Raw genomic sequence first — 25640 nt, 5'->3', positions numbered from 1 at the left:
CGCAGCATAGCCAAGCGGGGGGTTAAGGCAGGGTTAACGGCAGTAGCAAGCGGCGTGACAGGAAGGCGATGGAAGGACGGTGAAGGGGAGATAGAAGAAGGGCGGCAGGAAGGGCGGGTGAGGTCTCAGGCAGACAAGTGACCACGCTGCACAGTCCTGGCGACGAGGTCCACAGCAATAGCGACATGCGCACCAAAATGATGCCGGATGCGCTTAGCGGTGCACCGAGTTGGTGCCTTAGATAGCTAAGGGGGCTTCATGGTGCACTTTCGGTGCACTATATATCGTTGATAATAAAGTAAAAAACAGGATTTAAAGGTGAGGTGGTACGACCATTGCACCGTCATCGGGCAGTATTGTGTGGCGTGGCCAGACGGCGTCACCACGAACCATCGTCCGGGAGAGCCATGAGCGCGCAGACAATACAGGATGTGACCGATCGGCACGGCCATCGCTTTGACGCGGGACGGCGCTGGGAGGCGAGGCTGTCACTGGGCTTTCGCCATGATGGTGCAGCGACTCGATTGCACCGAGTGGACCACCGTGGCCCCTTGAGGGTGCAGCGGCCCTTTTACCCCGAAGGACGCGACGGCACCTGCCACGTCTACCTGTTGCATCCACCGGGCGGGCTGGTCAGCGGTGATGCGCTGGACATTCAAGCACGGGTGGCAAGGGGTGCCAGCGCACTACTCACGACCCCTGCCGCTAACAAGCTGTATCGGGCGGACAGCAACGAGGTGAGCTGGTCCCAGCGCACCCGGCTGGTGGTCGAGCCCGGCGCCAGCCTCGAGTGGTTGCCTCAGGAAACCATTGCCTTCGATGGCTCTCGTGGGCGCCAATCTACCGAGATCGAGTTGCACGGGGACGCGCGCTGCCTGGGTTGGGAGGTGCTCGCCCTGGGCCGGCCTGCCAGTGACCTGCCGTTTGCCAGCGGCTACCTGGAACAGAGCTTCAGGTTAGCCCGAGATGGCCAGCCGCTGTGGATCGAGCGTCAGCCGCTTGATCCGCTTCACCGCCGCTTCAGCGGCGCCTGGGGCCAGCGTGGCTGCAGCGTTCAGGCCACCCTTTGGGCCGTAGGCTTGGACGATGGCGCGGCAGCGGTGGAGGTGCTGCGTGAACAGCTGGCGGGCCGACGGGGACGCACCGACGATGTCGTCGATCTGTCTTCACCCTCGATGATGCAACAGCCATGGGCGGTCACTCTGCGTGACGGCGTATTGCTGCTGCGCTATCTCGGGCACTCGCGGCATGAAGCTTGGACGCTGTGTGAGGCTGCCTGGAAACTGCTAAGACCGATGTTGCTGGAGCGCACGGCCTGTCCGCCGCGCATCTGGTTCACCTGACTCCACGCCGACCGTCGTCTAGCGAGCGTCGTGTCGTCTGACCTTGAGGAAGTAACGATGGAGCTGACACCGAGAGACAAGGACAAGCTGCTGCTGTTTACCGCGGGGTTAGTAGCAGAACGGCGAAGGGCCAAGGGCCTGAAGCTCAACTATCCCGAGGCGGTCGCGTTGATCAGCTGCGAGATCATGGAGGGGGCCCGTGAGGGTCGCAGCGTCGCCGAGATGATGAGCTACGGCAAACAGATCCTGGGCCGTGACGATGTCATGGAGGGCGTTGCCGACATGGTCGACGAAGTTCAGGTCGAAGCCACCTTTCCTGACGGCACGAAGCTGGTGACCGTCCATCATCCGATTACCTGAACGGATGCCTGCTCAGTGTCGTCTGCCGCAGCGGCTTGCAGCAGCGACATGGGAGTAGACCGTTGCCAACGGACCATCAGAGGGCGAGGCATGATACCCGGAGAATACCAACTCAAGGACGGCGAGATCGCACTGTGTGAAGGGCGCGAGCGGGTGACCATCGAGGTGGCCAACCGTGGCGACCGGCCGATCCAGGTCGGCTCGCACTACCATTTCGCCGAGACCAATCCCGCGCTCTTGTTTGACCGCGTCAAGGCGCGTGGCTTCAGGCTGGATGTTGCTGCCGGCAGCGCCGTGCGTTTCGAGCCGGGCCAGACCCGTGAGGTCACCCTGGTCAGCTTTGCTGGCACTCGTCACATCTATGGCTTTCGTGGCGAGGTCATGGGGCCTTTGGGTACTGCATCGGATGTTCAGGGAGACCCGTCATGAAGATCAGTCGTCAAGCCTACGCCGACATCTACGGGCCCACCGTGGGCGACCGGGTGCGCCTGGGGGATACCGAGCTGTGGATCGAGGTCGAGCAGGATGCGACCCACTACGGTGATGAGGTCAAGTTCGGCGGTGGCAAGGTGATCCGTGATGGCATGGGGCAAAGCCAGCGTGTCGATGACGCGGTGATGGATACGGTGATCACCAACGCGCTGATTCTCGACTGGTGGGGCATCGTCAAGGCCGACGTCGGGCTGCAGGCGGGCAGAATCGCTGCCATCGGCAAGGCCGGTAATCCGGATACCCAACCGGATGTCACCATCGTCATCGGGCCGGGGACAGAGGTCATCGCAGGGGAAGGCAAGATCCTTACGGCGGGTGCCATCGATGCCCACGTGCATTTCATTTGTCCTCAATTGGTGGATGAGGCCCTGGCCAGCGGCATCACCACCATGCTGGGAGGCGGCACCGGGCCTGCAACCGGCTCCAATGCCACCACCTGCACGCCTGGCGCCTGGCACATTCATCACATGCTCAAGGCCTGCGACAGCCTGCCGATGAACATCGGCCTGCTGGGCAAGGGCAACGCCAGCCTGCCCGAGGCGCTTGAAGCTCAGATCGAGGCAGGCGCCATGGGGCTCAAGCTGCACGAAGACTGGGGGACCACGCCTGCGTCCATCGACACCTGTCTAAGCGTTGCCGAGCGCTATGACGTGCAGATCGCGATCCACACCGACACCCTCAACGAGTCGGGGTTTGTCGAGGATACGCTGGCCGCCTTCAAGGAACGGGGCATCCACACCTATCACACCGAGGGAGCGGGTGGCGGGCACGCGCCGGATATCATCACCGCCTGCTCGAAAGAGTACGTGCTGCCATCCTCGACCAATCCCACCAGGCCCTACACGGTGAATACCGTCGATGAGCACCTGGACATGTTGATGGTGTGCCACCATCTGGACCCGAATATTCCCGAAGACGTGGCCTTTGCTGATTCGCGTATTCGTCGGGAGACCATCGCCGCCGAAGACATCCTGCAGGACATGGGGGTGATCTCGATGATCGCCTCTGACTCACAGGCCATGGGGCGTGTAGGCGAGGTGGTATGCCGTACCTGGCAGACCGCCCACAAGATGAAGGTCCAGCGCGGGTTGCTGCCCGAGGATGAGGCGTGCGGTGCAGACAATCTTCGCGCTCGGCGCTACATCGCCAAATACACCATCAATCCGGCAATCACCCATGGTATGGCCGAAGAAATCGGGTCGGTCGAGGTGGGCAAGCTGGCGGATCTGGTGCTCTGGGATCCGGCGTTCTTCGGGGTCAAGCCTGCTCTGGTTCTCAAGGGCGGAATGATCGCCATGGCGCCCATGGGGGACCCCAACGCTTCGATTCCGACGCCACAGCCGGTGCACTATCGGCCGATGTTCGGTGCGCTGGGGCAAGCGGCTGCGGCGACGCGGGTGAGCTTTGTGTCCCAGGCAGCGCTGGACTCAGGACTCAAGGAGTCACTGGGTTTGGCCAGCCGGCTGGTGGCATGTCGCAACGTGCGCGGCATCCGCAAGCGCGACATGAAACTGAATGATCGCTGCCCCGACCTCAAGGTTGACGCCCAGACCTATGAGGTGACCTGTGATGGCGAGCTTTTGACCTGCGAGCCGCTGGACGTACTGCCCCTTGCACAGCGCTACCACCTGTTCTAGGGCGTGTCAGAAAAGTGCCTGCGCTCGTCGACTTTTCGCACAAACCCTAGGGCTGCCCGTGGGGTGAGGTGGTGGAAATAGGGAGAACCGCAAGTCGCGGCCGCACTACATTTTAGGAGATATCGATGAGCACGTTGCTGTCATTGACACAGCGTCTTGGCCCGCTGGCGGAGGACCAAGCCGAAGACACGCTGACCCTGGCCTATGACGATCGTATCAAGGGACGCCTGAGGGTCACCTTGGATAGCGGGCGCGGAGCTGGACTGTTCCTGGAGCGCGGACCGGTGCTGCGCCATGGTGACGGACTGTCCAGCGACGATGGCGTGTGCGTGAGGGTAGTGGCGGCCCCAGAACCGGTAGTGAGTGCCTGGATTCTGCCTGGACCGCAATCGGACCTGGCCCTGGCGCGACTGTGCTATCACCTGGGAAACCGGCATGTGACGCTGGGCATCGGATGCGGCGTTTTCCAGGGGCAGGAGTGCCGCTACGTGCGGATTGCCCCCGATCATGTGCTGGAAGAGCTCGCCGAGCGGCTGGGCGCCATCCTCGAGCGACACCAGGCCCCCTTCGATCCGGAGCCGGGCGCCTACACCATGGGCGGACATTCCCATGGGCACTCGCACGGGCACTCGCACCAGCATTCCCATGGGCATTCGCACGGGCACTCGCACGGGCACTCGCACCAGCATTCGCACGATCACTCGCACGATCACTCCCATGCGCACTCGCAGGCGCCTTCCGGCCAGTCTCAGGACCCGTCCAGGGAGCCGGTCTGATGTCCGCAATGGCGACGGCTTCCTCACCGGACCTTGCGCTAGGCGACTTGGCGCTGCTGGGCCTGTTGCAGCTCGTCAGCCCAGCCTTACCGATTGGGGCCTTCGCCTGGTCCCAGGGACTGGAAAGCGCGTTTGAGCTGGGTTGGGTCACCGACGAGTCCAGCCTGGGTGACTGGTTGGAGGGGGTGCTGGAGGATGGCCTGGCGATGTGTGAACTGCCGGTGCTGATGCGCCAGATGACGGCCTGGCAGGCAGGCGACGCGTCCCTCGTTGCAGAGTGGGACCGCTGGCTCGCCGCAGTCCGCGAGACCCGTGAGCTGTTGGAGGAAGATCGCCAGCTGGGGGCTTCCTTGACACGCCTGATGGGCAATCTTGGCCTGCTGCCCGCGACAGCGTTGCCTGCTGCGCCAGGCTATGTGACCGCCTTTGCGGCGCTGTCGGTGCAGCGCCAGGTGCTGCCGCACAGCGCCATGCTGGGGTTTGCCTGGGCCTGGCTTGAGAACCAGCTGGCAGCGGCCTGCAAGGCACTGCCCCTGGGGCATACCGCAGCACAGCGAATAGTAGAACGGCTGCGTCCGGCGCTGGTCCACGCGGTGGAGCGCGCCGAGGCGCTGCGAGATGACGAGCTCGGTCCGGCATTGCCTGGCGTCGCGCTTGCCAGCAGCCTGCACGAGACCCAGTACTCGCGCCTGTTTCGCAGCTAAGCAAGCCCTTGCCCAGCGCTATGGCTTGACGACATGAAAGACAAGGTATCGACGTCATGACCGAACGTCGTCCTTACCATCATCCTGGCCCCGAGCGTGGGCCAGACACGACCGCCAGGAGAAGGCCATGATCAGCACTACGACTCCCTCCCAATGTCTACGCGTCGGTGTCGGCGGTCCAGTGGGGTCCGGCAAGACCGCGTTGCTCAGGCAACTCTGTCGAGCGCTACGAGATCATTACGATATCGCCGTGGTGACCAATGATATCTACACCAAGGAAGATGCGGACTTCCTGACCCGCAATGAGGCGCTGTCGCCCGATCGCATTCTCGGGGTCGAGACCGGTGGCTGTCCGCATACCGCGATACGTGAGGATGCCTCGATGAATCTGGCGGCCATCGATGATCTCCATCAGCGTCATCCGGGGCTCGAGCTGGTACTGGTGGAGTCCGGAGGCGATAACCTCTCGGCGACCTTCAGCCCGGAGCTGTCTGACCTCACGCTGTACGTCATCGATGTGTCGGCGGGGGACAAGATTCCGCGCAAGGGTGGTCCCGGGATTACCAAGTCCGATCTCTTGATCATCAACAAGATCGACATCGCTGAGCAGGTGCATGCTTCTCTGGACGTTATGGAGCGTGATTCACGCAAGATGCGAGGAGATCGACCATTTGTCTTTGCCAACCTGTACGACGGGGTCGGTCTAGAGACCATTATCAGTTTTATACTCGAGCGGGGCATGCTGCCCGATCGTCGTACCGAGGCGGTCCAAGCCTGAGCGTTCCGCAAGGGAATAAGGCCGCGCCTGGCGTGGCGTCTTTTGTCTGCAAGGAGTTTGTCATGACACAGCGCATCACTGCGTCTCATGTTGTTCCGGCGGTGGCCGCCCTGGGTTTGAGCCTGGCCGCGCCGGTGGTGTTTGCACATCCCGGTCATGGGGTAGAGCACGGTGGTCTTGCCAGCGGTTTGATGCATCCCTGGCTTGGGCTTGACCACTTGCTGGCCATGGCAGCCATCGGCCTGTGGAGTCTTGGGCAGGGCGCCAGCATGCGTCGACTGACGCCGCTGCTGGCGCTGGTGGGTATGCTGGTGGGTGCTGGTATCGCCCTGGCGGGCTGGGTCTCTCCGTCGCTGCTTCCGGGTGTCGAGAGCGGCATCGCCATGTCGGTGCTGGTGGCTGGTGTGATGACAGCGGCGCTGCTGCGTTTACCGACAGCGTTAGGCGGTGTGCTGGTGGTGGCGGTGATGGCGCTGCACGGCATCGCCCACGGCGCCGAGATGCCGGCCGCCGCGTCTGTGGTGGGCTATGTCATTGGATTCTCGATCTCGACGTTGGCGATTACCTTGCTGGCACGCTCGCTGGGTGGCTGGCTGGCCGCGCGCGAACAGCGCCTGCTGCGCGCGCTGGGTGCCGTCATTGCCCTGTGCGGTGGGATCCTGGCCATGAGTTGAGGCCGCCGCGGGGTACGCCCGCTGGTGTGACTCAGGGACCGCGCCCGGCTTCGTGCCGGGCGCTTCCGTTGTTGCGCGGGGTTTTACGCTATCATCGGCGCCACTCGACCAACGAAAAGGAAGCGCCATGGGATGGCTGGGTAAAGCACTGAAAGGAAGCCTGCTGGTGGTGTTGCTGGCATGGCTAGGCATGGCCATCTGGCAAAGCGTCAAGCCGCTGCCCAGCGACGTGGGCAAGGCGTGGCCGATGCGCTCGGTCGAGCGGGTGTCGTTGCTTGCCGATCGCACCTGGTACGACCGGCGGGGACAACAGCAGCTGGATCAGCAGATCTTCGACGAGGCGGTGTCGATGATCGGCGAGGCCCGCCGCCTGATCGTGATGGACATGTTCCTGTTCAATCGCCTGGAGGGCCAGGCGGGGGCGAGAAGCGCACGTTTCAGGCCTATCGCCGAACGTCTGACGGACGCGTTGATAGCGGCACGACAGCGTGATCCCGCGCCGCGTATCGTGGTGATCACCGATCCTCTCAATACCCTTTACGGGGGGCAGCAGGTGGCGCTCTACCAGCGCCTGGAAGACGCCGGGGTAGAGCTGGTCATGACTCGGCTCGATAGACTGCGCGCCTCCAACCCGCTGTGGTCCGGACTCTGGCATCTCGGCCTGCATCGTCTCGGCAACGATAGTGAAGGAGGCTGGTTGCCCAATGCGTTTGGCGGCGAGCCGGTGACGCTACGAAGCTATCTGGCGCTGCTCAACTTCCGTGCCAACCATCGCAAGACACTGACGGTCGATACGCCCCGAGGCTGGTCGACGCTGATTTCCACGGCAAATCCCCATGACGCCAGTAGCCTGCATTCCAATGTAGCGCTACGTATCGATGGTGCATTGGCCGGGGATGTGATCGCCTCGGAGGCTGAGGTGGCGTCATGGTCCGGCGTTGAGGTGGCCTTGCCCGATAGTCGAGAGACAGGACCAGGCAACGCTGACCGTCGCCAGTCGTCAGGCGCCGAGGCAAGACTGCTGACTGAGGGAGCCATCCGTGACGCCGTGCTGGCGCGTATCGAAGAGGCTTCCCCAGGCGACAGGCTCGATCTTGCCGCCTTCTACCTGGCCCATCGTGAGGTGATCGCGGGACTGAAACGCGCCGCGTCACGGGGCGCCACGGTGAGGGTGCTGCTGGACCCCAACCGCGAGGCATTCGGTTTCAGCAAGGGTGGGTTGCCCAACCAGCCCGTTGCCGAGGAACTGCTGGCCTCGGGGGTTCAGGTGCGTTGGTGTCTGACGTCGGGAGAACAATGTCACAGCAAGGTCGTGCTGCTACGCAAGGAGGCGACGGCTGATCCGTCTGCACGCGATGCGGTCATCCTTGGCTCCGCCAATCTGACCCGGCGCAACCTGGATAACCTTAATCTCGAAAGCAGTGTCGAGGTAACAGGTCGGGAGCTGCCGGTGATCGATGCCCTGGGGCAATGGTTCGACCTGCGCTGGGAGTCGCCTCCCCATCACCGGGCAAGCCGCGCCTGGAGCGAGCGGGACGCCAGTGGTCGGCTGGCAGCGTGGCGCTATCGTGTGATGGAAGCCACCGGCCTGTCGACCTTCTGAGCGGCGCGGAGCAGGGAGCTTGGCGGGCTAACGTGGGCGGGATGAGGCGTGTTGGCGCCGCAACTTGACAGTTTCGACCAGCGTGCCCATGTTTTGCACGGTTGGCCCGGTATGTCGCCTGTGCCTTGGGCCGCGTTCCCCCTGGAGGCTGTCTGCCGCGTCCGGCCGGCGTGGCGACGATGTCATTGAGTGAAAATTGGCACAAGGAGTGCTCAAGCAATGGACAAGGTTTGGCTGGTGGTGAAGGTGGTGATTCTGGCCCTGGTGGCCATTGTTGTGGTGCAGAACATCGACATGGTGCAGGTGAATCTGCTTGGCTGGACGATCGCGATGCCGATGGCCTTGCTGGTCGTGGTGATCTATCTGCTGGGCATGGTCAGCGGCCGGGGTCTGATGGGGCTGATTCGTCGCCTGAAGGGCAAGGAGACCCATCGGCATTGACCGCTGACGCGGTGGCCAGACGCCGGCGTGGATCCTGGTGCCATGCCAGTCCGAGCCGGCAGTTGTGTTCGAGTTCGGCGATGACCTGGGCGCCTAAAAGGAGAATGACGGCGCCTATCTCCAGGCTCAAGAGGACCACGATCAGCGTGGCCAGCGGGCCATAAACGGCACTGACCAGCGACAGGTTAGCGAAATAGTAGACCAGCGCGATCCTGACGCCTTCCCACATCAAGGCGGCGGCAAACCCGCCCGCCAGCGCCCGCCTGAGCGATATTCGCACCACCGGCAGAACCTTGTAGATGGCGCTGAACAGCAGGAAAACCCCGAGAAAGCTGGTCAGGTTGAGGGCGGTGTCCGACAGAGATGCCAGCGGCAGTTCCTTGCCATTGATCGCCATCCAGAGACCGTTCAAGGTGTTGGCCAGGCTGACTGCCATGGCCAACGCCAGCAGCGCAGCGCTGAGTACCAGCATGAACGCATAGGGCAGCAGAAAGGAGACCCACAGGCTGCGGCTGTCCTTGACGTCGGGTTTGCGGAAGATCAGTGCCAACGCGTCTTCCAGCATGCGAAAGGCAAAGGAACTGAACAGCAGCAGCACCGGGATACCGTAGATCCCGATCGCATCCCGCGAGTCGAGCAGCGCACGCACGGACTCCAGCATGACCTCGGCGTGGGTCGGGGCAATGTGGCGCGCCTGCAGGGTGATGACATTGATCAGCTGATCTTCGTCCACCACCTGGGCCATGGCGACCACCATCAGGGCAAACAGTGGAATGGTCGACAGCAGGATATTGAAGCCAACACCGCCTGCCAGCAGCATCCCCCGGTTATGCAGGAATTGGCTCAAGACCCGCCACATGAACAAAGCCAGTCGGGGCAGCAGGGTGAACATGGCGTGTTGATACCAGCGTGGTGCGGTCATGGGCCCAAATCGTCCTTGAGGGATAAGGCATGATACGCTCGGACGCACCATTAGCGTCAAACGCGCGGTGAACCCACCGCCACGACGGCACCGGCATGGACGAAGGAGGTGCAGAGCATGCAATTGAGTCGACGCCTGTCGATCCCCTACAGCGATATCGTGATGACCGCGATACGTGCCCAGGGCGCCGGTGGTCAGAACGTCAACAAGGTAGCGTCAGCGATCCATCTGAGATTCGACATCGCCAGTTCGACGCTACCTGACGACGTCAAGGAGCGACTGCTGGCGCTTAACGACCACCGCATCACCCAGGACGGTGTGGTCATCATCAAGGCGCAGTCCGAACGCACCCAGGAAGCCAATCGAGCGGCGGCACTGGCACGCCTGCAGTCGCTGTTGCAGCAAGGTCTGGTAGTGCCCAAGGCGAGGCGGCCGACCAAGCCGAGCAAGGCGGCCAAACGACGTCGGCTCGAGGGCAAGAAGCAACGCGGCAAGGTCAAGGCCCTGCGTGCCAGACCGGATGGCTAGTCGCCATGCTTGGGCGAGCCATCGCTAGAGGACGCAACAGGGGGAACCGCAGGGCCGGCCAGCAGTCAAAGCCGAGACAGGCGGTGGCGGTCACAGCCCGCAGGAGGCAGGCCCAGGAGTAGTGTTTGATAATGCTTGCTAAGGCCTACTTTCGCCAATGGCTGCCCCTGACGTTGTAGCCCACTGGCAGTATGCTGTGACTAGCTGGACCAGGGTCCCGGCGGGCATCGCGAAGGGCCTGTTGAAGAATATGGCGAAGGGCATTGCGAAGGACAGCGCGACGCAAGAGTAACGGCACAAGAATGGATCGCTGCCACGGCGCAGGCGTGTGGCGTGGCGCGATAAGAGATAACGGACGCGAATCATTGCACCCCCAGGGAGACCCCGAATGGAAGAGATCAACCCCGACAAGGACAATAATACCGAGCAACATGGCCGTGGTAGCGAGACTCAGCCTGCACCCGCCTCTTCAGGTGGCTCTGGCTTGTTCTCGGATCATCGGGTGAAGGGCATTGCAGCGGTAGCGGGTGTGAGCTTGATCTGGGCCATCGGTGCCCAGTTGAGTGCCAGCTCCAATAATGAGGCTCGCACCGCGCTCTCCAAGGAGCTAGAAGCGAGCGAGTCTCGCGTTCAGACCCTGCGCGAGCAGGTAGCAGGCTTGGAAGAGAGCCAAGAGACCCTGTCCGCTCAGCGTGACGAGCTGGAAAGCCAGGTGGCGCAGTGGCAGGAAGCGGAGACCTCGCTTGAGGAGTTGCGCGGACAGCTGGCGACGCTGAAGGAACAGGAGCAGGCCGCCCGCTCTGCTCGCGCCAGCGCCGAGGAACAGGCCGCCCAGGTGGAAGCGGACCTCAAGGAATTGGAAGCCACCCAAGCCGCATTGGAATCCGACCTGGTGGCCGCTCGCAACCGGCTGGAAGAAGCCCAGAGCGAGCAGCAGTCACTGATCGAACAGCGAGATACCCTCAAGGCCGAGTCAGAGTCGCTGACCAGTGACATCGATGACGCCGAAAAGCGGCTTGCCGACCTGAGCAGCAGCATCGAGGAAAAACAGACGTCTGTGGGCGATCTCGAGCAGCAGGTGGCACGGCTGGAGACCGAGCAGCAGGAGGCTCAGCAGCAAGCCGAGCAGGCTCAGTCCCGCCTCGAACAGATTCTTGCCGAGAACGCCGAAGAGCGCGAGCAGTCCGAGGCCCGCGTACGTCAGGCCGAGGCCCGCGCTGAAGAGGCGGTGGCCCGTCGCGACGAACTGTTTGCCAAGGTCAAGGAGCTCGAAGCGCGAGCCGAAGAGCGCCGCCAGCGCTTGGCGCGCCTCAATGGACAGCTGGATACTTGGCGCATCGAGCTGGAAAACCTGGATCGTGCTACCGCTGAGGCGGCCGGTCACTCCAGCTCCGCCGCGCAGAACGGAGGTAGCACTGGGTCGGTCGAGGTCATCCGCAGCGGCCAGGGGGATGGCCAGCGTCCGACTTCCGTCGCTGATGGGGCCTCGGTCAATGGCGACGATAGCGCCTCATCCACCGGCTCGGCTGCCGATCCGGCCAGCCAGAGCGACACCGAGTCGTCCGGTGAGAGCGCGGCAGCCGCCAGCGAGCAAGGCTCTAATGAAAGCGCGGCGGACGACGAGGATGTGGCGTCGGCTGAAGCCACGGGCAAGCCCTCCAGCGACGAGGAGCAGTCCTCGCAGCAGAGCGCTGGTGCCGGTGCTGGTGAAGAAGGCACGGCCTCGGGTGCTGAGGAGAGCACGGCCTCGGGTGGTGAGGAGAGCGCGGCTTCGGGCGCTGAAGAGAGCGCGGCTTCGGGCGCTGAAGAGAGCGCGGCTTCGGGCGCTGAAGAGAGCACGGACTCGGATGCAGGAGACAGCACCGCCGCGAGCGAGCAGACCTCCGAAACGGATGAAGCGTCCACCAACGGGTGGACGGATGAAGTCGCGGCAGGCGCCGCCGGTGCAGTGGAAACCGTAAAGGATGTCGCCCGCCAGGCCGCCGAGAAGGTGCGTGACGCCGCTTCCGCGGTAACAGGAGATGACGCCGCCGAGGATAGCCGTCAGTAACAACGATGGAGCGCAGTACCCGCAACGAGCGAGCCTACGGGCTCGCTCGTTGCGTAGTGGACGCCATTCATGCGTGATCCGGCTTAACCTCACCCGTCGCTGCCTCTATACTGGCCCGGCGGGCTATCCGCACCCATCTGGTAACAGGAGCGAGACGTGATCGAAGGGGTCAAGCATATCGTCGCCGTGGCATCCGGCAAGGGTGGCGTCGGCAAGTCGACAGTGACCGTCAATCTGGCGCTGGCCATGGCCGCCGAGGGCTATCGTGTCGGCGTTCTCGATGCCGACATCTATGGACCGAGCCAGGCCCAGATGCTGGGTGTCGGTGAGGGTGTGCGGCCACAGGCGAGTGGGGAAAACCAGTTCCTGCCCCTCGAAGCTCACGGGCTCCAGGCGATGTCCATGGCCTTTATGGTGGATGTGCGCGAGCCGATGGTCTGGCGCGGACCTATGGTGGCTGGCGCCTTTCAGCAGATGCTCAACCAGACCCGCTGGAACGAACTGGATTACCTGTTCATCGACATGCCCCCGGGCACCGGCGACATCCAGCTGACACTGGCGCAGAAGGTGCCCGTCGATGGCGCCGTGATCGTCACCACGCCCCAGGACATTGCCCTGCTCGACGCGCGCAAGGGCATCGAGATGTTCCGCAAGGTCAAGGTGCCGGTGCTAGGCGTTGTCGAGAACATGAGCCTGCATACCTGCAGTCAGTGTGGCCATAGCGAGCCGGTCTTTGGTGAAGGCGGTGGCGAACGGATCGCCGCAGAGTACGACACCCGAGTGCTGGGCCGGCTGCCACTTTCCCTGACGATTCGCGAGCAGGTGGACAGTGGGCGGCCGAGCGTGGTGGCAGAGCCTGAAGGCGAGGTCGCGACGTCCTTCCGTGAGATGGCTCGCCAGGTGGCAGAGCAGGTTGGTGCCCAGGGCGGTGATGATGGCCCGAGCATCAGCTTCAGCGACTAGAGCATCAGTCCCAGCGACACGAACGTAGCCTGGTGGCGCTGACCCGGGTCAAGCACTCACAGGGCAGGCGTGACTATTGCATCGTGACGTGGCATCGGGGGGCCGCTATCATGTGGCCCCACCGAACGCGTCCACTCTTTGAGCACCCAGCAGGAAGTCCCATGAGCATCAAGTCCGACAAATGGATCCGCCGCATGGCCGAAAACGAGGGCATGATCGAGCCCTTCGAGGCCGACCAGGTTCGCTACGTCAACGAACGGCGGGTCATCTCCTATGGGACCTCGAGCTACGGCTATGACGTTCGCTGCGCCGATGAATTCAAGGTGTTCACCAATATTCACTCGGCGGTGGTCGATCCCAAGGCTTTTGACGAAAAGAGCTTTGTCGACGTCAAGGGTGACGTCTGCGTGATTCCGCCGAACTCCTTCGCGCTGGCGCGCACCGTTGAATACTTCCGCATCCCGCGCAGCGTGTTGACCATCTGCCTGGGCAAGTCGACCTACGCCCGCTGTGGCATTATCGTCAACGTGACCCCGCTGGAGCCCGAGTGGGAAGGCCACGTGACCCTGGAATTCTCCAACACCACCAACCTGCCGGCCAAGATCTACGCCAACGAAGGCGTGGCGCAGATGCTGTTCCTCGAGTCCGACGAGGTGTGTGCCACCTCCTACGCGGATCGTGGCGGCAAGTACATGGGACAGCGCGGCGTCACCCTGCCGCGTACCTGATGGCTGAAGAGCGCTGGCCCGTATCAGCGCTGAGTAGCGAAAAAAGCCCGCTGACCATGTCAGCGGGCTTTTTCGACTGCAGCTCGTGGCGCCAGACAGCGTGGGTGCTGACGGAGTTGGCGTCCGGCAAGCTTATGGCGTGGCGCTGTTACTCATCCTCATCCAGCTCTTCGGCGGCATCCTCATGAGACAGGCGCATGCCCCCTGGCGGCAGAGGCTGGCCGTCGATGGTGGCAATGTCGCCCTCGAGGCGTAGCCGCCCCTCCAGGAACCAGCGTACCGCGATTGGGAAGATCAGGTGTTCACGGCTGAGCACACGCTCTTTCAGCCTGGCTTCATCATCATCGGCCTGCACCTTGACCGCCGCCTGGATAGCCACCGGTCCACCGTCCAGCTCTTCGGTCACGAAGTGCACGCTGCAGCCGTGCTCGGCAACGCCGTCGGCCAGCGCGCGAGCATGGGTGTGCAGTCCCTGATAGGCAGGCAGCAGGGAGGGATGGATATTGAGCATCCGGCCCAGGAAGCGCTGCACAAAGCGCGGCGTCAGGATTCGCATGAAGCCTGCCAGTACCACCAGGTCAGGCTCATGCCGCTCGATCACCTTGATCAGCGCACCATCAAAGGCATCGCGGCTTTCGTACTCGCGATGGGGCAGCGCGACGGCGTCGATGCCTGCGTCCCGAGCCCGCTTGAGACCATGGGCATCGGCAACATTGGAGACGACTGCGACGATCTCGCCGCCCAGCTCATCGTGGGTCTGCGCATCGATCAGTGCCTGAAGATTGCTGCCGCCGCCAGAAATCAGCACGACGACTCTGGGCAGGGAGGCCTGCTCGGGAGTGAAACCGTTCAGCTCTCCATCGTTGACGCCGTGACTCATGACCCGGACTGCTCCAGCTGTACCTGCTCCTCATCACCCTGGCGCTCGGCGATGACACCGATACGGTGCACGCCTTCACCCTGGGCCTGCAGATGGGCTCTGATCTGGTCGGCCTGTGCCTCAGGCACCACCAGAACCATGCCAATGCCGCAGTTCAACACGCGGTGCATTTCATGTTCGTCGACGTTGCCCTGCTGCTGCAGCCAGTCAAACACGGCGGGGCGCTGCCAGCGGCTGGTGTCGACATGGGCCGTCAGGTGCTCCGGCAGCACGCGGGGCAAGTTCTCGAGCAGGCCACCGCCGGTAACATGCGACAGCGCATGGACCTGATAGTCGTCATGACGCAGCAGCTCCAGCAGCGGCTTGACGTAGATCCGGGTGGGGGCCATCAGGGCATCACCCAGCGGCTGACCGTCGATGTCGGTGTCGAGCTTGGCTCCAGACACTTCCAGAATCTTGCGGATCAGTGAGTAACCGTTGGAGTGCGGGCCAGAGGAGGTCAAGCCAAGCAGGACATCACCCGCGCCGACCTTGGAGCCGTCGATGATCTCGTCCTTCTCCACGACGCCCACGCAGAAGCCGGCCAGGTCGTAGTCGCTGCCTTCATACATGCCTGGCATCTCGGCGGTTTCACCACCCACCAGGGCACAGCCCGCCTGCTCACAGCCGGCGCCGATGCCCGTCACCACGTCGGCAGCAATGTCGACGTCAAGCTTGCCGGTGGCGTAATAGTCGAGAAACAGCAGGGGTTCTGCTCCCGCCACCACCAGGTCGTTGACACACATGGCGACCAGGTCAATGCCGATGGTGTCGTGGCGACCGAGGTCCATGGCCAGTCTCAGCTTGGTGCCGACGCCGTCGGTGCCGGACACAAGAACAGGCTCGCGGTAGCCGGTGGGCAGCTGGCACAGTGCGCCGAAGCCACCGAGACCGCCCATCACCTCGGGGCGAGTGGTGCGTTTGGCCACACCCTTGATGCGGTCAACCAGAGCGTTGCCAGCGTCGATATCTACGCCGGCATCCTTGTAGCTGAGCGAGGCTTTCTTGGAAGAGGAGGAGTCGGTCATGACAGATCCTGTGGAGTCGGTCGACCCGCGGGCGTGGTGCGCACCACCGGGCGAACGTGAGACAATGGGCACGTTGGGGGCGAGGATTGTAGCACTGTGCACCGTCCGTCGCAGCCATGATGCATGGCCGGCCCGTCATCACATGGAAACGTGGTCTCTTGGGGAACAGCGAATGAACAAGCAGTGGTGGATCGTCGTCGCCGTCGCAGCTGCCGTACTGTGGTTTTTTGTGAGTATCGAACCGGTGCTGGCGCCGTTCTTTGTCAGCATGGTGCTGGCCTATCTGGGGGACCCGATTGCCGATCGCCTGGAAGATCGCGGGTTGTCGCGGCAGTGGTCGGTGGCGGTCGTGTTTGTGCTGCTGACCCTGCTGGTGGGATTGACCCTGCTGCTGGTAGTGCCGCTGCTCGGGCGGCAGATTGGTCAGTTGGCCGAGGCTCTGCCGGCGATCCTGAACTGGGTTCAGAGCACGGTACTGCCTCAGCTCCAATCCTGGACCGGTCTCGACCTGAGCACCGACTTCGATCAGCTGCGCCAGGCGCTGCTGGCCAATTGGAAAGAAACCGGCACCCTGGCCGCCAGTGTGCTGGCACAGGTGTCTCGCTCCGGCTTGGTGTTGGCCGGGTGGCTGGCCAACCTGGCCTTGATACCGGTGGTGACCTTCTACCTGCTGTTGGACTGGGACGTGCTGGTAGGCAAGGTGCGGCGCCTGCTTCCGCGACAGTGGGAGCCCACCGCCGTGCGCTTGGCCAAGGAGTGTGACGAGGTGCTGGCGGCGTTTCTGCGCGGGCAGTTGATCGTCATGCTGTGCCTGGGGGTGATCTACGCGGTAGGCCTGACCCTTCTGGGTGTGCGTTTTGGCCTGTTGATCGGCCTGTTGTCGGGGCTGGCCAGTATCGTTCCGTACCTGGGCGTCATCGTCGGCATCACGGTGGCTGGCGTGGTGGCATTTTTCCAGTTCGGCGACTGGTTGATTCTGTTGGGGGTGGCGCTGGTGTTCGGTTTCGGGCAGCTGGTAGAGAGTACGCTGCTGCAGCCAAAGCTGTTGGGCGACAAGATCGGTCTACATCCTGTGGCGGTCATCTTCGCGGTGCTTGCCGGTGGCCAGCTGTTTGGCTTTACCGGGGTGCTGCTGGCCTTGCCGGTGGCCGCCATGGTGATGGTCGTGCTGCGCTACCTGCATGAAACCTACAAGAACTCGTCGTTGTACGATGCCCATCAGCAGGGACGTGACGGCGCTCGCCAGCCCGCAGCCAATGCCGACGAGGACGTGCGATGAGCCGGTCTCCTGCACAGCTGCCCCTGGGGCTTGGGCTGCGTGATGATGCCACCTTCGAGAACTATCACGCGGGGGGTAACAGCCCCGTGGTCGAATGCCTGCGTCAGCAGTTCGAGGACGATGGGGAGTCGTTTCTGTATCTGTGGGGCGGCGAGGGGGTCGGGCGCAGCCACTTGCTCCAGGCGGCGTGCCATGAGGCTTCGGGCCGGGATTTCAGGACGCTGTATCTGCCCCTGGAAGAACTCGGGCACTTTCCTCCATTGATGCTGGAGGATATCGAGCGGCTCGACCTGCTGGCCATCGACGATCTGGACAGAGTGGTCGGGCGCAAGCGCTGGGAAGAGGCGTTATTTCATGCCTTCAATCGCCTGCGTGACAGCGGCAAGCGGCTGGTGATTGCGGCGGACAGGCCCCCCCGGCAGCTTGATGTCCAGCTGCCGGATCTTGCGTCACGGCTGACCTGGGGCATGACCTTCCACCTGCGACCCTTGTCCGACGAGGACCGCATGAGCGCTCTGACATTGCGAGCCCGGGTGAGGGGCATGGAAATGCCCGGCGAAGTCGCGCGCTATATTCTGCACCGTGGTCCCCGCGAGCTTGGCGAGTTGTTTCGCTGTCTTGACGTGCTGGATAGCGCCTCTTTATCGGCGCAACGCAAGCTGACGATCCCTTTCGTCAAGCGCGCTCTGGATTGGTAGAGGCGGCAACCGGGTTGCCGCCGTCGACTTACCGACTCAACTGCACTTCACTGTGCCCGCCGTTGCTTAGCGAGACTTCCTTGATCACGATCTGGCGCATGCCGGTGGCGGGGTCCACCACCGTCCCGGAGGCGTAGAAGTCGCCAGGGGGAAGGTCTCGCAGCTGAAAGTAGCCATTGCCGTCAGTGCGCGTGGTGTGGGTGTACTCCCGCGCCCGCGGATCTGCGCGTTCCACCGCACGGCCTGCCAGCGCCTGGGCCGCCGCTTCGGCGGAATACTTGGTGATGGGAGCGAGCGAGACGGTCTCGTTGGCACCGATCACCGGTCCGGCGTCGGTGTTGAGCGTGAGGCGACCCGACAGCACCGCACTGCCGCTCTTGGGAAGCTTGGCGTAGACGTCCGCAGGGAAAGGAATCTCACGCGGGACCCGAGCCTGGTCGGCGGTGGGCTGGTCATCCCTCGGGCCTGGCTGCTCCACTGTCACATCCGGCTCGCCGATCTCGATCACGTCTGGGGCGCGAGTCGTGCCCGTCGTACTGATGCCCTGGCACCCGGTCAGCAGGGCGGCCAGCAGCATGACGGCCCACAGTGGGGTTGCGCGTGACAGCAGGGGGAATGCCTTCATGGCGAGGTCTCCTTTTCATGTCAGTAGGCCCTGTGCCCCATCAGCTTAACGCAAAGCGGCCCCCGATGGAGATCGGGGGCCGCTGATGAACGACTGGCGTCGTTCAGGCGAGTGCCGTTGCCGAATTACTTGGCGTTGGCGGTCGCCTTGGTAGCAGTGTCGGTAGACAGCGCCTTGACGCTTCCTGCAGATCCTGCAGATCCTGCAGATACAAGACGGCCCCGATGGAGATTGGGGGCCGCTGATGAATGACTGGCGTCGTTCAGGCGAGTGCCGTTGCCGAATTACTTGGCGTTGGCGGTCGCCTTGGTAGCAGTGTCGGTAGACAGCGCCTTGACGCTTCCTGCAGATCCAGCAGATACAAGACGGCCCCCGATGGAGATCGGGGGCCGCTGATGAACGACTGGCGTCGTTCAGGCGAGTGCCGTTGCCGAATTACTTGGCGTTGGCGGTCGCCTTGGTAGCAGTGTCAGTGGCTGCCTTGACGTTGTCTTCGGCCAGCTTCTGGCTCTTGGAAACGAAGTCCTGCTGCAGGGCCACGACCTTCTCGGCGTCGCCTTTCATGCGCTCGGTCAGGTCCTTGGCGACCTTCTGCTGGCCTTCCATGTAGGAACGCAGGCCTTCTGCATCCTTGACGGAAGTGAAGGCGCGTGCCTGGGCCAGACCGGTCTCGGCGTAAGCCTTGGCAGCGTCCAGCTGAGCGCTGGCGAGCTTCTCGGCGAAGTCGACAGTCAGGTTGGCGTAGGCGCGAGCCGGACCGAAGAACAGAGTCTCGACTTGCTCGTTGTTGAACAGTGCTTTGGCGTCAAAAGTGCGCATCATCAGAACCTCCTGGGTTATCGAACTCACGCTAGGCCGGACCGTGGGAGTTGCCCTGTAGGTCGCTGCCTGGGTGTCTTCTGTTGCAGTGCACAATAGCAGAGCGTTTTGTGCATCGCAACATGTGTGTGGGCTGAGTCTGGCGATAGGTGCGGGAAAACGTGAAGTGGCACAGTGCATGTGTTTTAAGCCGACCGGACCGGGCATTTTGCCGCCAGCGCATGGGCACAACGATGACAGGGCACAGTGACAGCGAGATGACGCTTGCAAGCAGGCCTTGGCGCCACCATGGTGAAGGAAGGGGGAGAAGACCGTGACCCTTGCCACTATCGATCAGGAGTGATCCATGACGCAGACACGTATCGAACGCGACAGCATGGGGGAACTGGAGGTTCCCGCCGGTGCTCTCTACGGCGCCCAGACCCAGCGTGCGGTCAATAACTTTCCCGTATCCGGGCAGGCCATGCCCGTCGCCTTCATTCATGCCATTGCACGGATCAAGCGATCCGCCGCCGTGGTCAATGTGGCCCTCGGCCTGCTGGATGATGCGCGAGGGCAGGCCATTATCGAGGCGGCCGATGAGATCATCGAGGGACGCCACGACGACCAGTTTCCGATCGATGTGTTTCAGACCGGCTCTGGCACCTCCAGCAATATGAACGTCAATGAGGTCATCGCCCACCTGGCCAGTCGTGATGACCTTCAAGTGGGGCCCAACGATCACGTCAACATGGGCCAGTCGAGCAACGATGTCATCCCGACGGCGCTGCATCTATCGGCTGCCCTTGAGGTCACGGGCCGCTTGCGCCCGGCACTGGTGCACTTGCGTGACACGATTGATCGGCGTGCCAACGAGCTCGACGGTGTGGTCAAGACCGGGCGCACCCACTTGATGGACGCCATGCCGCTGCGCCTGAGTCAGGAGCTGGGGGGCTGGTCCAGTCAGGTAGGCCAGGCCATCGAACGCCTCGACAGTGCCCTGATTCGGCTATGTCGCCTTGCCCAAGGGGGGACCGCCGTGGGCACGGGCATCAATGCCCATCCCGAATTTGCACAGCGCATGGCGGAAGAGTTGTCACGCCTGACCGGACTGACGCTGAGTCCCAACGACAGCTTCTTTGCCAGTCTGGGGTCACAGGATGCTGCCGTCGAACTGTCAGGACAGCTCAAGGGGTTGGCCTGCGTGGTGATGAAGATAGCCAATGATCTGCGTTGGATGAATTCTGGACCGCTTGCTGGGCTTGGCGAGATCGAGCTTGAGGCCCTGCAGCCGGGCAGTTCGATCATGCCAGGCAAGGTCAATCCAGTGATTCCCGAGTCGGCGGCCCAGGCGGCAGCCCAGGTGATTGGGCTTGATGCGGCGGTGACCGTGGCCGGGCAGAGCGGAAACTTCCAGTTGAACGTGATGCTTCCGCTGGTCGCCAACAACCTGCTGACGGCCATTACCCTGATGACCCAAACCTCGGTACTGCTGGCAGACAAGGCGATTGCCAGCTTCAAGGTGCGCGAAGACAACCTGAGCGAGCCGCTGGCGCGCAATCCCATCCTGGTGACGGCATTGAATTCGGTGATCGGCTATAACGCCGCGGCGGCGATTGCCAAGAAGGCGTACCAGGCCGGGCGCCCGATCATTGACGTCGCCGAGGAAGAAACCGAGCTGGGACGTGAGGAGCTGCAGCGCCTGCTTGATCCGGTCGCCCTTACCCAAGGGGGCATTCCCGAATAGCGTTGTCGAGTGGCGGCGACGAGACCCGTTGATGCCTTTGGCGAAGCCCTGCACGGTCAGGGCTTCGCCGCGTTGGTCGCTGACGTCAGCTAGGCTCGTCCCGCTCCTTGGCTTCTTCCACGGTATCCCGGGCATCACGAAACTCCGCCGGTGCCGCTTCGGGGGTGTCGTGTTCGTCTGCCCTGGCCGGTCGGTAGCAGAGCCGAGCAAGAATCGGAAAATGGTCCGAGCCGAAGGCGGGAAGTCGCTCCATATGCGCCAGGGTGAAATGCTCGCTGACGAAGACATGGTCCAGCGGCCAGCGCAGCAGCGGTATGTTGGCATGGAAACTGGCGAACAGCCCGCGCCCGCGGCGGGGGTCCAGCATCCCACTGACGCGGCAAAACAGTCGCGTGCTGCGGGACCAGGCAACATCGTTAAGGTCACCGGCGACCAGTGTCGGAACGGGGTCCTGATGGATCAGCTTGGCCACCAGCATCAGTTCGGCGTCTCTCCATAGCGACTCTTCGCTCTCGCTGGGGGCCGGGGGGCGCGGATGCAGCGCGTGGAAGCGTATCTGCTCGCCACTGGGCAGCTCGACGCCACAGTGGATGGAGGGGATGTCATCCTGTATCAGCCATTTGACCTTGGTGTCGTGCAACGGGCGGCGAGAGTACAGGTGCATGCCGTAGAGGTTGTCCAGGGGGACGCGAACAGCGTGGGGGTAGCTGTCAGCGAGCCCCTCATCCAGTTGGCTGCCCCACCAGTCATCCGATTCTAGCGTCAGCAGCATGTCCGGCTCGTGGTCCCTGACCAGCTTGAGCAGCCCATCACTGTTGCGATTGGGTGTCAGCACGTTGGCGACCATCAGCGTCAGGCAGCGGTCAGCGACATCGTCTTCCGCCGATTTCACTTGTACCGGCCAGAGCGGTGTCCAGGGCAGCACGTATCCCGCCTGTATGATCGCCACCACCAAGGCGACGATCATCAACCAAGGCGTCAATAGCGGGCTGGCCAGGGGGCTTGCCAGGGCGCACAGCAGAGCGGCGAGGCCTAGCTGCAGGCGCGGAAATTCGCAGGCTCTAAGCCACCACCAGTGGGTGGGGATTCTGGCGATCAGGGTCGCAGCTGCGAGCACCGTCACGACAGACACCAGTATGACATCAGCGATCAACTCAACCATTCGGCGGTCCTTCGACGTGGTGGTAAACGGGAGATCGTTGATCAGACTAACGAGATGTAGCGCTGGACGATAGGGCCACGAGAGCCGTCTTTTCGCTAGGGCTTCGACAGGGCTTCGACAGCGCAGCGTGGATAGCGGCAGGGTCAGTGGCCGGGACCACCAGCTTTCGGGCTGAGCCCTCACCGCGAGTTGACGCCATCGTGGGCTCAGGCGAGCTTGCGGGGGGCAGGGCGGTGGGTGTGGAAGTATTCCTGTAGCTGCTGCTCGGCGTCGTCGCCGAAAAGAATGCGCGCGGCCTCTTCAAGGCCGGGGGCGTCGCGCAGGCTTTCGTGGTCCACCACTAGCGCAATCTTCGAGCGACGGCGCAGGAAATCGTCCATCCGGGTGATCATCTCCTTGCTGGCGGCATGTTCCAGCTCGCAGCGAAGGTACTCGGTGCCCGCTATCAGCAGTTCCCCTTGTCGGCGATCTCTGCGGATCTGATCAAGCATGCCAAAGGCGCTCAGGCCGTAGCGGCGCCACAGTCGCGTGCTCAGTGCCTCGCTGGATGAGGCCGGCGTCATCGTGTCCAGTTCGAGCAGGCGTGCCTGGTGCATGAACTCCCGTCGATCATCCGCGTGGGGTTCTCCATACCAGCGTGCATCCGGGTCAGGGATGGTGACGCCCAGGGCGGCGACTTCCGCGACGATGTCTTCGCCGACGTTCACACAGTCGGTGAGTTTTCCGCCAAAGATACTGATATGACGATCCTCGCCTGAGGTGTCGATGGCGTGCTTGCGTGACATTTGCAGAAAATCCCGTTGGCCGTCGGCACTGGCCTTCACCGCCAGCGGGCGCACGCCACAACGGCTGGCAATGACGTCGCTGCGCGTCAGTGGACGCTCCAGCGTCAGACGCTTGTTGATGTTGTCGAGAACGAAGCTGACGTCCTGGTCAGTGACGGCGACTTCCGGGCGTTGCTCTCGAGTATCGGTGGTACCAATGCAGGTACGGGGGCCCATGGGAATAGCGAAGAATAGCCGGCCATCGTCGGCGAAGAAGGCCAGCACTCGATGGTGATCGGTCAGCCGCGGCACGATCAGGTGGATGCCCTTTGAGTAGGCGTGGTGGTGCTCGGTGACCTGGCCACTGCGTTGGTTGTGGTCATCCACCCAGGGGCCCGAGGCGTTGATCAACACGCTGGCATTGATGCGCAGTGAGGTCTGCGCCTGATGGTCCCAGCCATCGACCACCCAGTGCCCGCCCTGGCGGCTGGCACCCCTGGACTCGACATAATTGGCAGCGGCAGCACCATAGTCCAGGGCGGTGCGCACGAAGTTGAAGACAAAGCGGGCGTCATTGTCGTGTAGATAGGCGTCAGAGTACTCGAATCCACCCACGGCATTGCCGGTATCGACGATCGGCTCCCTGGCCTTGATGCCTTTGGGGTTGAGATAGCGCGGTAGCCGGGTGAAGGCATTGCCCATCAGCCAGTACAGCCAGGTGCCGAGCCATAGTGTGCGTGGGTGATGCCGGAAGCCCTTGTCGACGGTGGTCAGAAAGCGAATCTCCTGCACTGTCGAGGGAAAGCTGCGAATCAGATGGTTGCGGCTCTTGCAGAGTTTTCTGACCAGGGCAAAGTCATAGCTTTCCATGTACTTGATGCCGCCCCAGACCAGATTGGAGGAATGCTGGCTGGTTTCGCCGGAGAAGTCGCCCCGGTCGATAAGGGCGACCTTGACGCCCTTGCCTGCCAGGGCGGCCGCGCTGGCGGCACCATTGATGCCGCCCCCGACGATCACTACATCGAAGTGCTTGGTCTTGAGTCGTTGCACATGGGTATCACGCAGCTGCATGAGTCCGCCTCCCTGGAGGTGTCAGGTGTCGTCGCGCTCCCAGTTCATGGTCCGCCGCACGGCCTTCTTCCAACCCTTGTAGCGCCGCTCGCGTTCCTCTTCGGCCATCGCCGGGCAGAAGGTGCGTTCGATATCGCCACTGTGGGCCAGCTGCTCCAGGCTCCAGTGCCCGACCGCAATGCCGGCCAGATAAGCGGCGCCGAGCGCCGTGCTCTCGATGACCTGGGGACGCTCCACGTTGACCGCGAGCATGTCCGCCTGGAACTGCATCATGACGTTATTGGCCACCGCGCCTCCGTCGACCCTGAGTGCCTTCAGGGTGATGCCCGAGTCGGCCTGCATGGCATCGATGATGTCGCGGGTCTGGTAGGCCAGCGCATCGAGGGTGGCGCGAGTGATATGTTCCTTGCTCGAGCCTCTGGTCAGGCCGAAGATGGCGCCTCGGGCGTACATGTCCCAGTAGGGGGCGCCGAGACCCGCGAAGGCCGGTACCACATAGACGCCGTCGGCATCCTCGACCTTGCTGGCGTAGTATTCGGAGTCTTCTGCCGCGTCGATCATCTTGAGTTCGTCCCGCAGCCACTGAATGGCGGCGCCGGCGATGAAAATCGAGCCCTCCAGGGCATAGGTGACCTTACCGTCCAGGCTCCAGGCCACAGTGGTCAGCAGGCCTGACGGCGACGGTACGGGGGTATCGCCGGTATTCATCAGCAAAAAGCAGCCGGTGCCGTAGGTGTTCTTGACCATGCCTTTTTCGAAGCAGGCCTGACCGAACAGCGCCGCTTGCTGATCCCCGGCAATACCGGCGATGGGGATCTGCGCCCCGCCGAACATTTCCTTGGCGGTGGTGCCATAGACCTCGCTGGATGATCTGACCTGCGGCAGCATGGCCAGCGGAATATCGAGAGCCTCCAGCAGGCGAGCATCCCATTCCAGGGAGTGAATATTGAACAGCATGGTGCGTGATGCGTTGGAGACATCGGTGACATGCTGTTCGCCACGGGTGAGATTCCACAAAAGCCAGCTGTCCATGGTGCCGAACAGGAGGTCGCCGGCTTCTGCTCGCTGCTGGGCACCGTCGACCTGATCGAGTATCCAGCGGATCTTGGTGCCGGAGAAGTAGGCGTCCACCACCAGCCCGGTGGTGTCACGAATATGTTGTTCAAGCCCCTTGTCCTTGAGCGCATCGCACAAGGGAGCGGTGCGCCGGTCCTGCCACACAATGGCGTTATGGATCGGCTTGCCGGTGTGTCGGTCCCAGACCAGGGTAGTCTCACGCTGGTTGGTGATGCCGATAGCCGCGACCTCACTGGGTTTGACCCCTTGGGTTTCCAGCACCTCCCGGGCCACCCCCATCTGGCAGCCCCAGATTTCCATCGCGTCGTGCTCAACACGGCCCGCCTGTGGGTAGTGTTGGGTGAACTCTTTCTGGGCGATGCCAACGATACGGGTCGCCTGGTCGAACAGGATCGCGCGACAGCTGGTGGTCCCTTGGTCGAAGGCAAGAATGTAGGGGCGTTGCATGGGCAAGGTTTCCTGAAACGCGAATG

Annotated in this window: 25 protein-coding genes; 17 read left to right on the top strand and 8 right to left on the bottom strand. The window is 62.9% G+C overall.

From position 1 onward, the window contains the following. Positions 1-407 precede the first annotated feature (407 nt). The 10 genes from JF545_RS18935 (at position 408) to JF545_RS18890 (ending at position 8808) form a co-directional block, all read left to right on the top strand. Positions 408-1343, top strand: a complete 936-nt coding sequence (locus JF545_RS18935) for an urease accessory protein UreD (RefSeq protein WP_206944649.1) — start codon at positions 408-410, stop codon at positions 1341-1343. A 57-nt stretch (positions 1344-1400) separates the two neighbouring features. Beyond that, positions 1401-1703 (top strand): urease subunit gamma, encoded by a 303-nt coding sequence (gene ureA / locus JF545_RS18930; protein WP_206944647.1) that lies wholly within the window; start codon positions 1401-1403, stop codon positions 1701-1703. A gap of 90 nt (positions 1704-1793) precedes the next feature. Beyond that, complete coding sequence (locus tag JF545_RS18925; RefSeq protein WP_206944645.1) at positions 1794-2132, top strand: urease subunit beta; 339 nt, start codon at positions 1794-1796, stop codon at positions 2130-2132. Continuing rightward, on the top strand, positions 2129-3832 hold the full coding sequence (gene ureC / locus JF545_RS18920) for an urease subunit alpha (RefSeq protein ID WP_206944636.1): 1704 nt from the start codon (positions 2129-2131) through the stop codon (positions 3830-3832). Before JF545_RS18925 ends, ureC begins: the two co-directional genes overlap by 4 nt. Positions 3833-3957: 125 nt before the next feature. Next, positions 3958-4608: an urease accessory protein UreE gene (locus JF545_RS18915; protein ID WP_347401345.1), complete on the top strand. Its 651-nt coding sequence runs from the start codon at positions 3958-3960 to the stop codon at positions 4606-4608. An 8-nt stretch (positions 4609-4616) separates the two neighbouring features. Continuing rightward, positions 4617-5312: an urease accessory UreF family protein gene (locus tag JF545_RS18910; RefSeq protein WP_206944768.1), complete on the top strand. Its 696-nt coding sequence runs from the start codon at positions 4617-4619 to the stop codon at positions 5310-5312. A 127-nt stretch (positions 5313-5439) separates the two neighbouring features. Continuing rightward, positions 5440-6090, top strand: coding sequence for an urease accessory protein UreG (ureG, locus tag JF545_RS18905; RefSeq protein ID WP_206944634.1), 651 nt, complete (start codon positions 5440-5442; stop codon positions 6088-6090). Positions 6091-6152: 62 nt separating this feature from the next. Further along, positions 6153-6764 carry a HupE/UreJ family protein gene (locus JF545_RS18900; protein WP_206944631.1) on the top strand — a complete coding sequence of 204 codons (612 nt, stop codon included), beginning with the start codon at positions 6153-6155 and terminating at the stop codon, positions 6762-6764. Between the two features lie 127 nt (positions 6765-6891). Then, a complete protein-coding gene (locus JF545_RS18895) occupies positions 6892-8367 on the top strand; it encodes a phospholipase D-like domain-containing protein (RefSeq protein ID WP_206944629.1) in 1476 nt (491 codons plus the stop codon). Positions 8368-8586: 219 nt separating this feature from the next. Further along, the gene (locus JF545_RS18890; RefSeq protein WP_206944627.1) at positions 8587-8808 is read left to right on the top strand and encodes a LapA family protein; all 222 of its coding nucleotides are present in this window, start codon (positions 8587-8589) and stop codon (positions 8806-8808) included. Here the strand turns inward: JF545_RS18890 and JF545_RS18885 are convergent. Next, entirely contained in the window at positions 8744-9730 is a 987-nt protein-coding gene (locus JF545_RS18885) for a YihY/virulence factor BrkB family protein (RefSeq protein ID WP_206944625.1), read from the bottom strand. The two genes, JF545_RS18890 and JF545_RS18885, sit on opposite strands and share 65 nt — an antisense overlap. Before the next feature lie 117 nt (positions 9731-9847). On the opposite strand from JF545_RS18885, the gene arfB reads away from it, so the two are divergent. The 4 genes from arfB (at position 9848) to dcd (ending at position 13999) form a co-directional block, all read left to right on the top strand. Beyond that, positions 9848-10258, top strand: a complete 411-nt coding sequence (gene arfB / locus JF545_RS18880; RefSeq protein ID WP_206944623.1) for an alternative ribosome rescue aminoacyl-tRNA hydrolase ArfB — start codon at positions 9848-9850, stop codon at positions 10256-10258. Positions 10259-10646: 388 nt separating this feature from the next. Next, a complete protein-coding gene (locus JF545_RS18875; protein WP_206944621.1) occupies positions 10647-12308 on the top strand; it encodes a hypothetical protein in 1662 nt (553 codons plus the stop codon). A gap of 159 nt (positions 12309-12467) precedes the next feature. Further along, positions 12468-13271 (top strand): iron-sulfur cluster carrier protein ApbC, encoded by an 804-nt coding sequence (apbC, locus tag JF545_RS18870; protein ID WP_206944767.1) that lies wholly within the window; start codon positions 12468-12470, stop codon positions 13269-13271. A gap of 161 nt (positions 13272-13432) precedes the next feature. Then, positions 13433-13999 carry a dCTP deaminase gene (dcd, locus tag JF545_RS18865; RefSeq protein ID WP_206944619.1) on the top strand — a complete coding sequence of 189 codons (567 nt, stop codon included), beginning with the start codon at positions 13433-13435 and terminating at the stop codon, positions 13997-13999. Between the two features lie 148 nt (positions 14000-14147). On the opposite strand, the gene purN is transcribed toward dcd, so the two are convergent. Further along, the gene (purN, locus tag JF545_RS18860; RefSeq protein WP_206944617.1) at positions 14148-14879 is read right to left on the bottom strand and encodes a phosphoribosylglycinamide formyltransferase; all 732 of its coding nucleotides are present in this window, start codon (positions 14877-14879) and stop codon (positions 14148-14150) included. Next, positions 14876-15946 carry a phosphoribosylformylglycinamidine cyclo-ligase gene (gene purM / locus JF545_RS18855; RefSeq protein WP_206944615.1) on the bottom strand — a complete coding sequence of 357 codons (1071 nt, stop codon included), beginning with the start codon at positions 15944-15946 and terminating at the stop codon, positions 14876-14878. Before purM ends, purN begins: the two co-directional genes overlap by 4 nt. A 172-nt stretch (positions 15947-16118) precedes the next feature. Between purM and JF545_RS18850 the strand changes: the two genes are divergently transcribed. Both JF545_RS18850 and hda read left to right on the top strand, forming a co-directional pair. Further along, positions 16119-17225: an AI-2E family transporter gene (locus JF545_RS18850; RefSeq protein WP_206944613.1), complete on the top strand. Its 1107-nt coding sequence runs from the start codon at positions 16119-16121 to the stop codon at positions 17223-17225. Next, on the top strand, positions 17222-17923 hold the full coding sequence (hda, locus tag JF545_RS18845; RefSeq protein ID WP_206944611.1) for a DnaA regulatory inactivator Hda: 702 nt from the start codon (positions 17222-17224) through the stop codon (positions 17921-17923). The genes JF545_RS18850 and hda overlap by 4 nt, the downstream gene beginning before the upstream one ends. A gap of 28 nt (positions 17924-17951) precedes the next feature. Here hda and JF545_RS18840 read toward each other — a convergent pair whose 3' ends face one another. Next, the gene (locus JF545_RS18840; protein ID WP_224907534.1) at positions 17952-18548 is read right to left on the bottom strand and encodes a carboxypeptidase-like regulatory domain-containing protein; all 597 of its coding nucleotides are present in this window, start codon (positions 18546-18548) and stop codon (positions 17952-17954) included. A 435-nt stretch (positions 18549-18983) separates the two neighbouring features. Next, positions 18984-19367: a phasin family protein gene (locus JF545_RS18835; RefSeq protein WP_206944765.1), complete on the bottom strand. Its 384-nt coding sequence runs from the start codon at positions 19365-19367 to the stop codon at positions 18984-18986. 346 nt (positions 19368-19713) lie between these two features. On the opposite strand from JF545_RS18835, the gene JF545_RS18830 reads away from it, so the two are divergent. Continuing rightward, entirely contained in the window at positions 19714-21093 is a 1380-nt protein-coding gene (locus tag JF545_RS18830) for a class II fumarate hydratase (RefSeq protein ID WP_206944609.1), read from the top strand. A gap of 85 nt (positions 21094-21178) precedes the next feature. Here JF545_RS18830 and JF545_RS18825 read toward each other — a convergent pair whose 3' ends face one another. The 3 genes from JF545_RS18825 to glpK form a co-directional block, all read right to left on the bottom strand. Then, the gene (locus JF545_RS18825) at positions 21179-22255 is read right to left on the bottom strand and encodes an endonuclease/exonuclease/phosphatase family protein (RefSeq protein WP_206944608.1); all 1077 of its coding nucleotides are present in this window, start codon (positions 22253-22255) and stop codon (positions 21179-21181) included. Positions 22256-22461: 206 nt separating this feature from the next. Next, positions 22462-24090: a glycerol-3-phosphate dehydrogenase/oxidase gene (locus JF545_RS18820; protein ID WP_206944606.1), complete on the bottom strand. Its 1629-nt coding sequence runs from the start codon at positions 24088-24090 to the stop codon at positions 22462-22464. A gap of 21 nt (positions 24091-24111) precedes the next feature. Next, the gene (glpK, locus tag JF545_RS18815) at positions 24112-25614 is read right to left on the bottom strand and encodes a glycerol kinase GlpK (protein WP_206944604.1); all 1503 of its coding nucleotides are present in this window, start codon (positions 25612-25614) and stop codon (positions 24112-24114) included. Positions 25615-25640: the final 26 nt, after the last annotated feature.

It is taken from the genome of Halomonas litopenaei (assembly GCF_017303055.1).
Lineage (GTDB): Bacteria > Pseudomonadota > Gammaproteobacteria > Pseudomonadales > Halomonadaceae > Halomonas > Halomonas litopenaei_A.
This window is presented reverse-complemented; position numbering and strand designations above follow the sequence as displayed.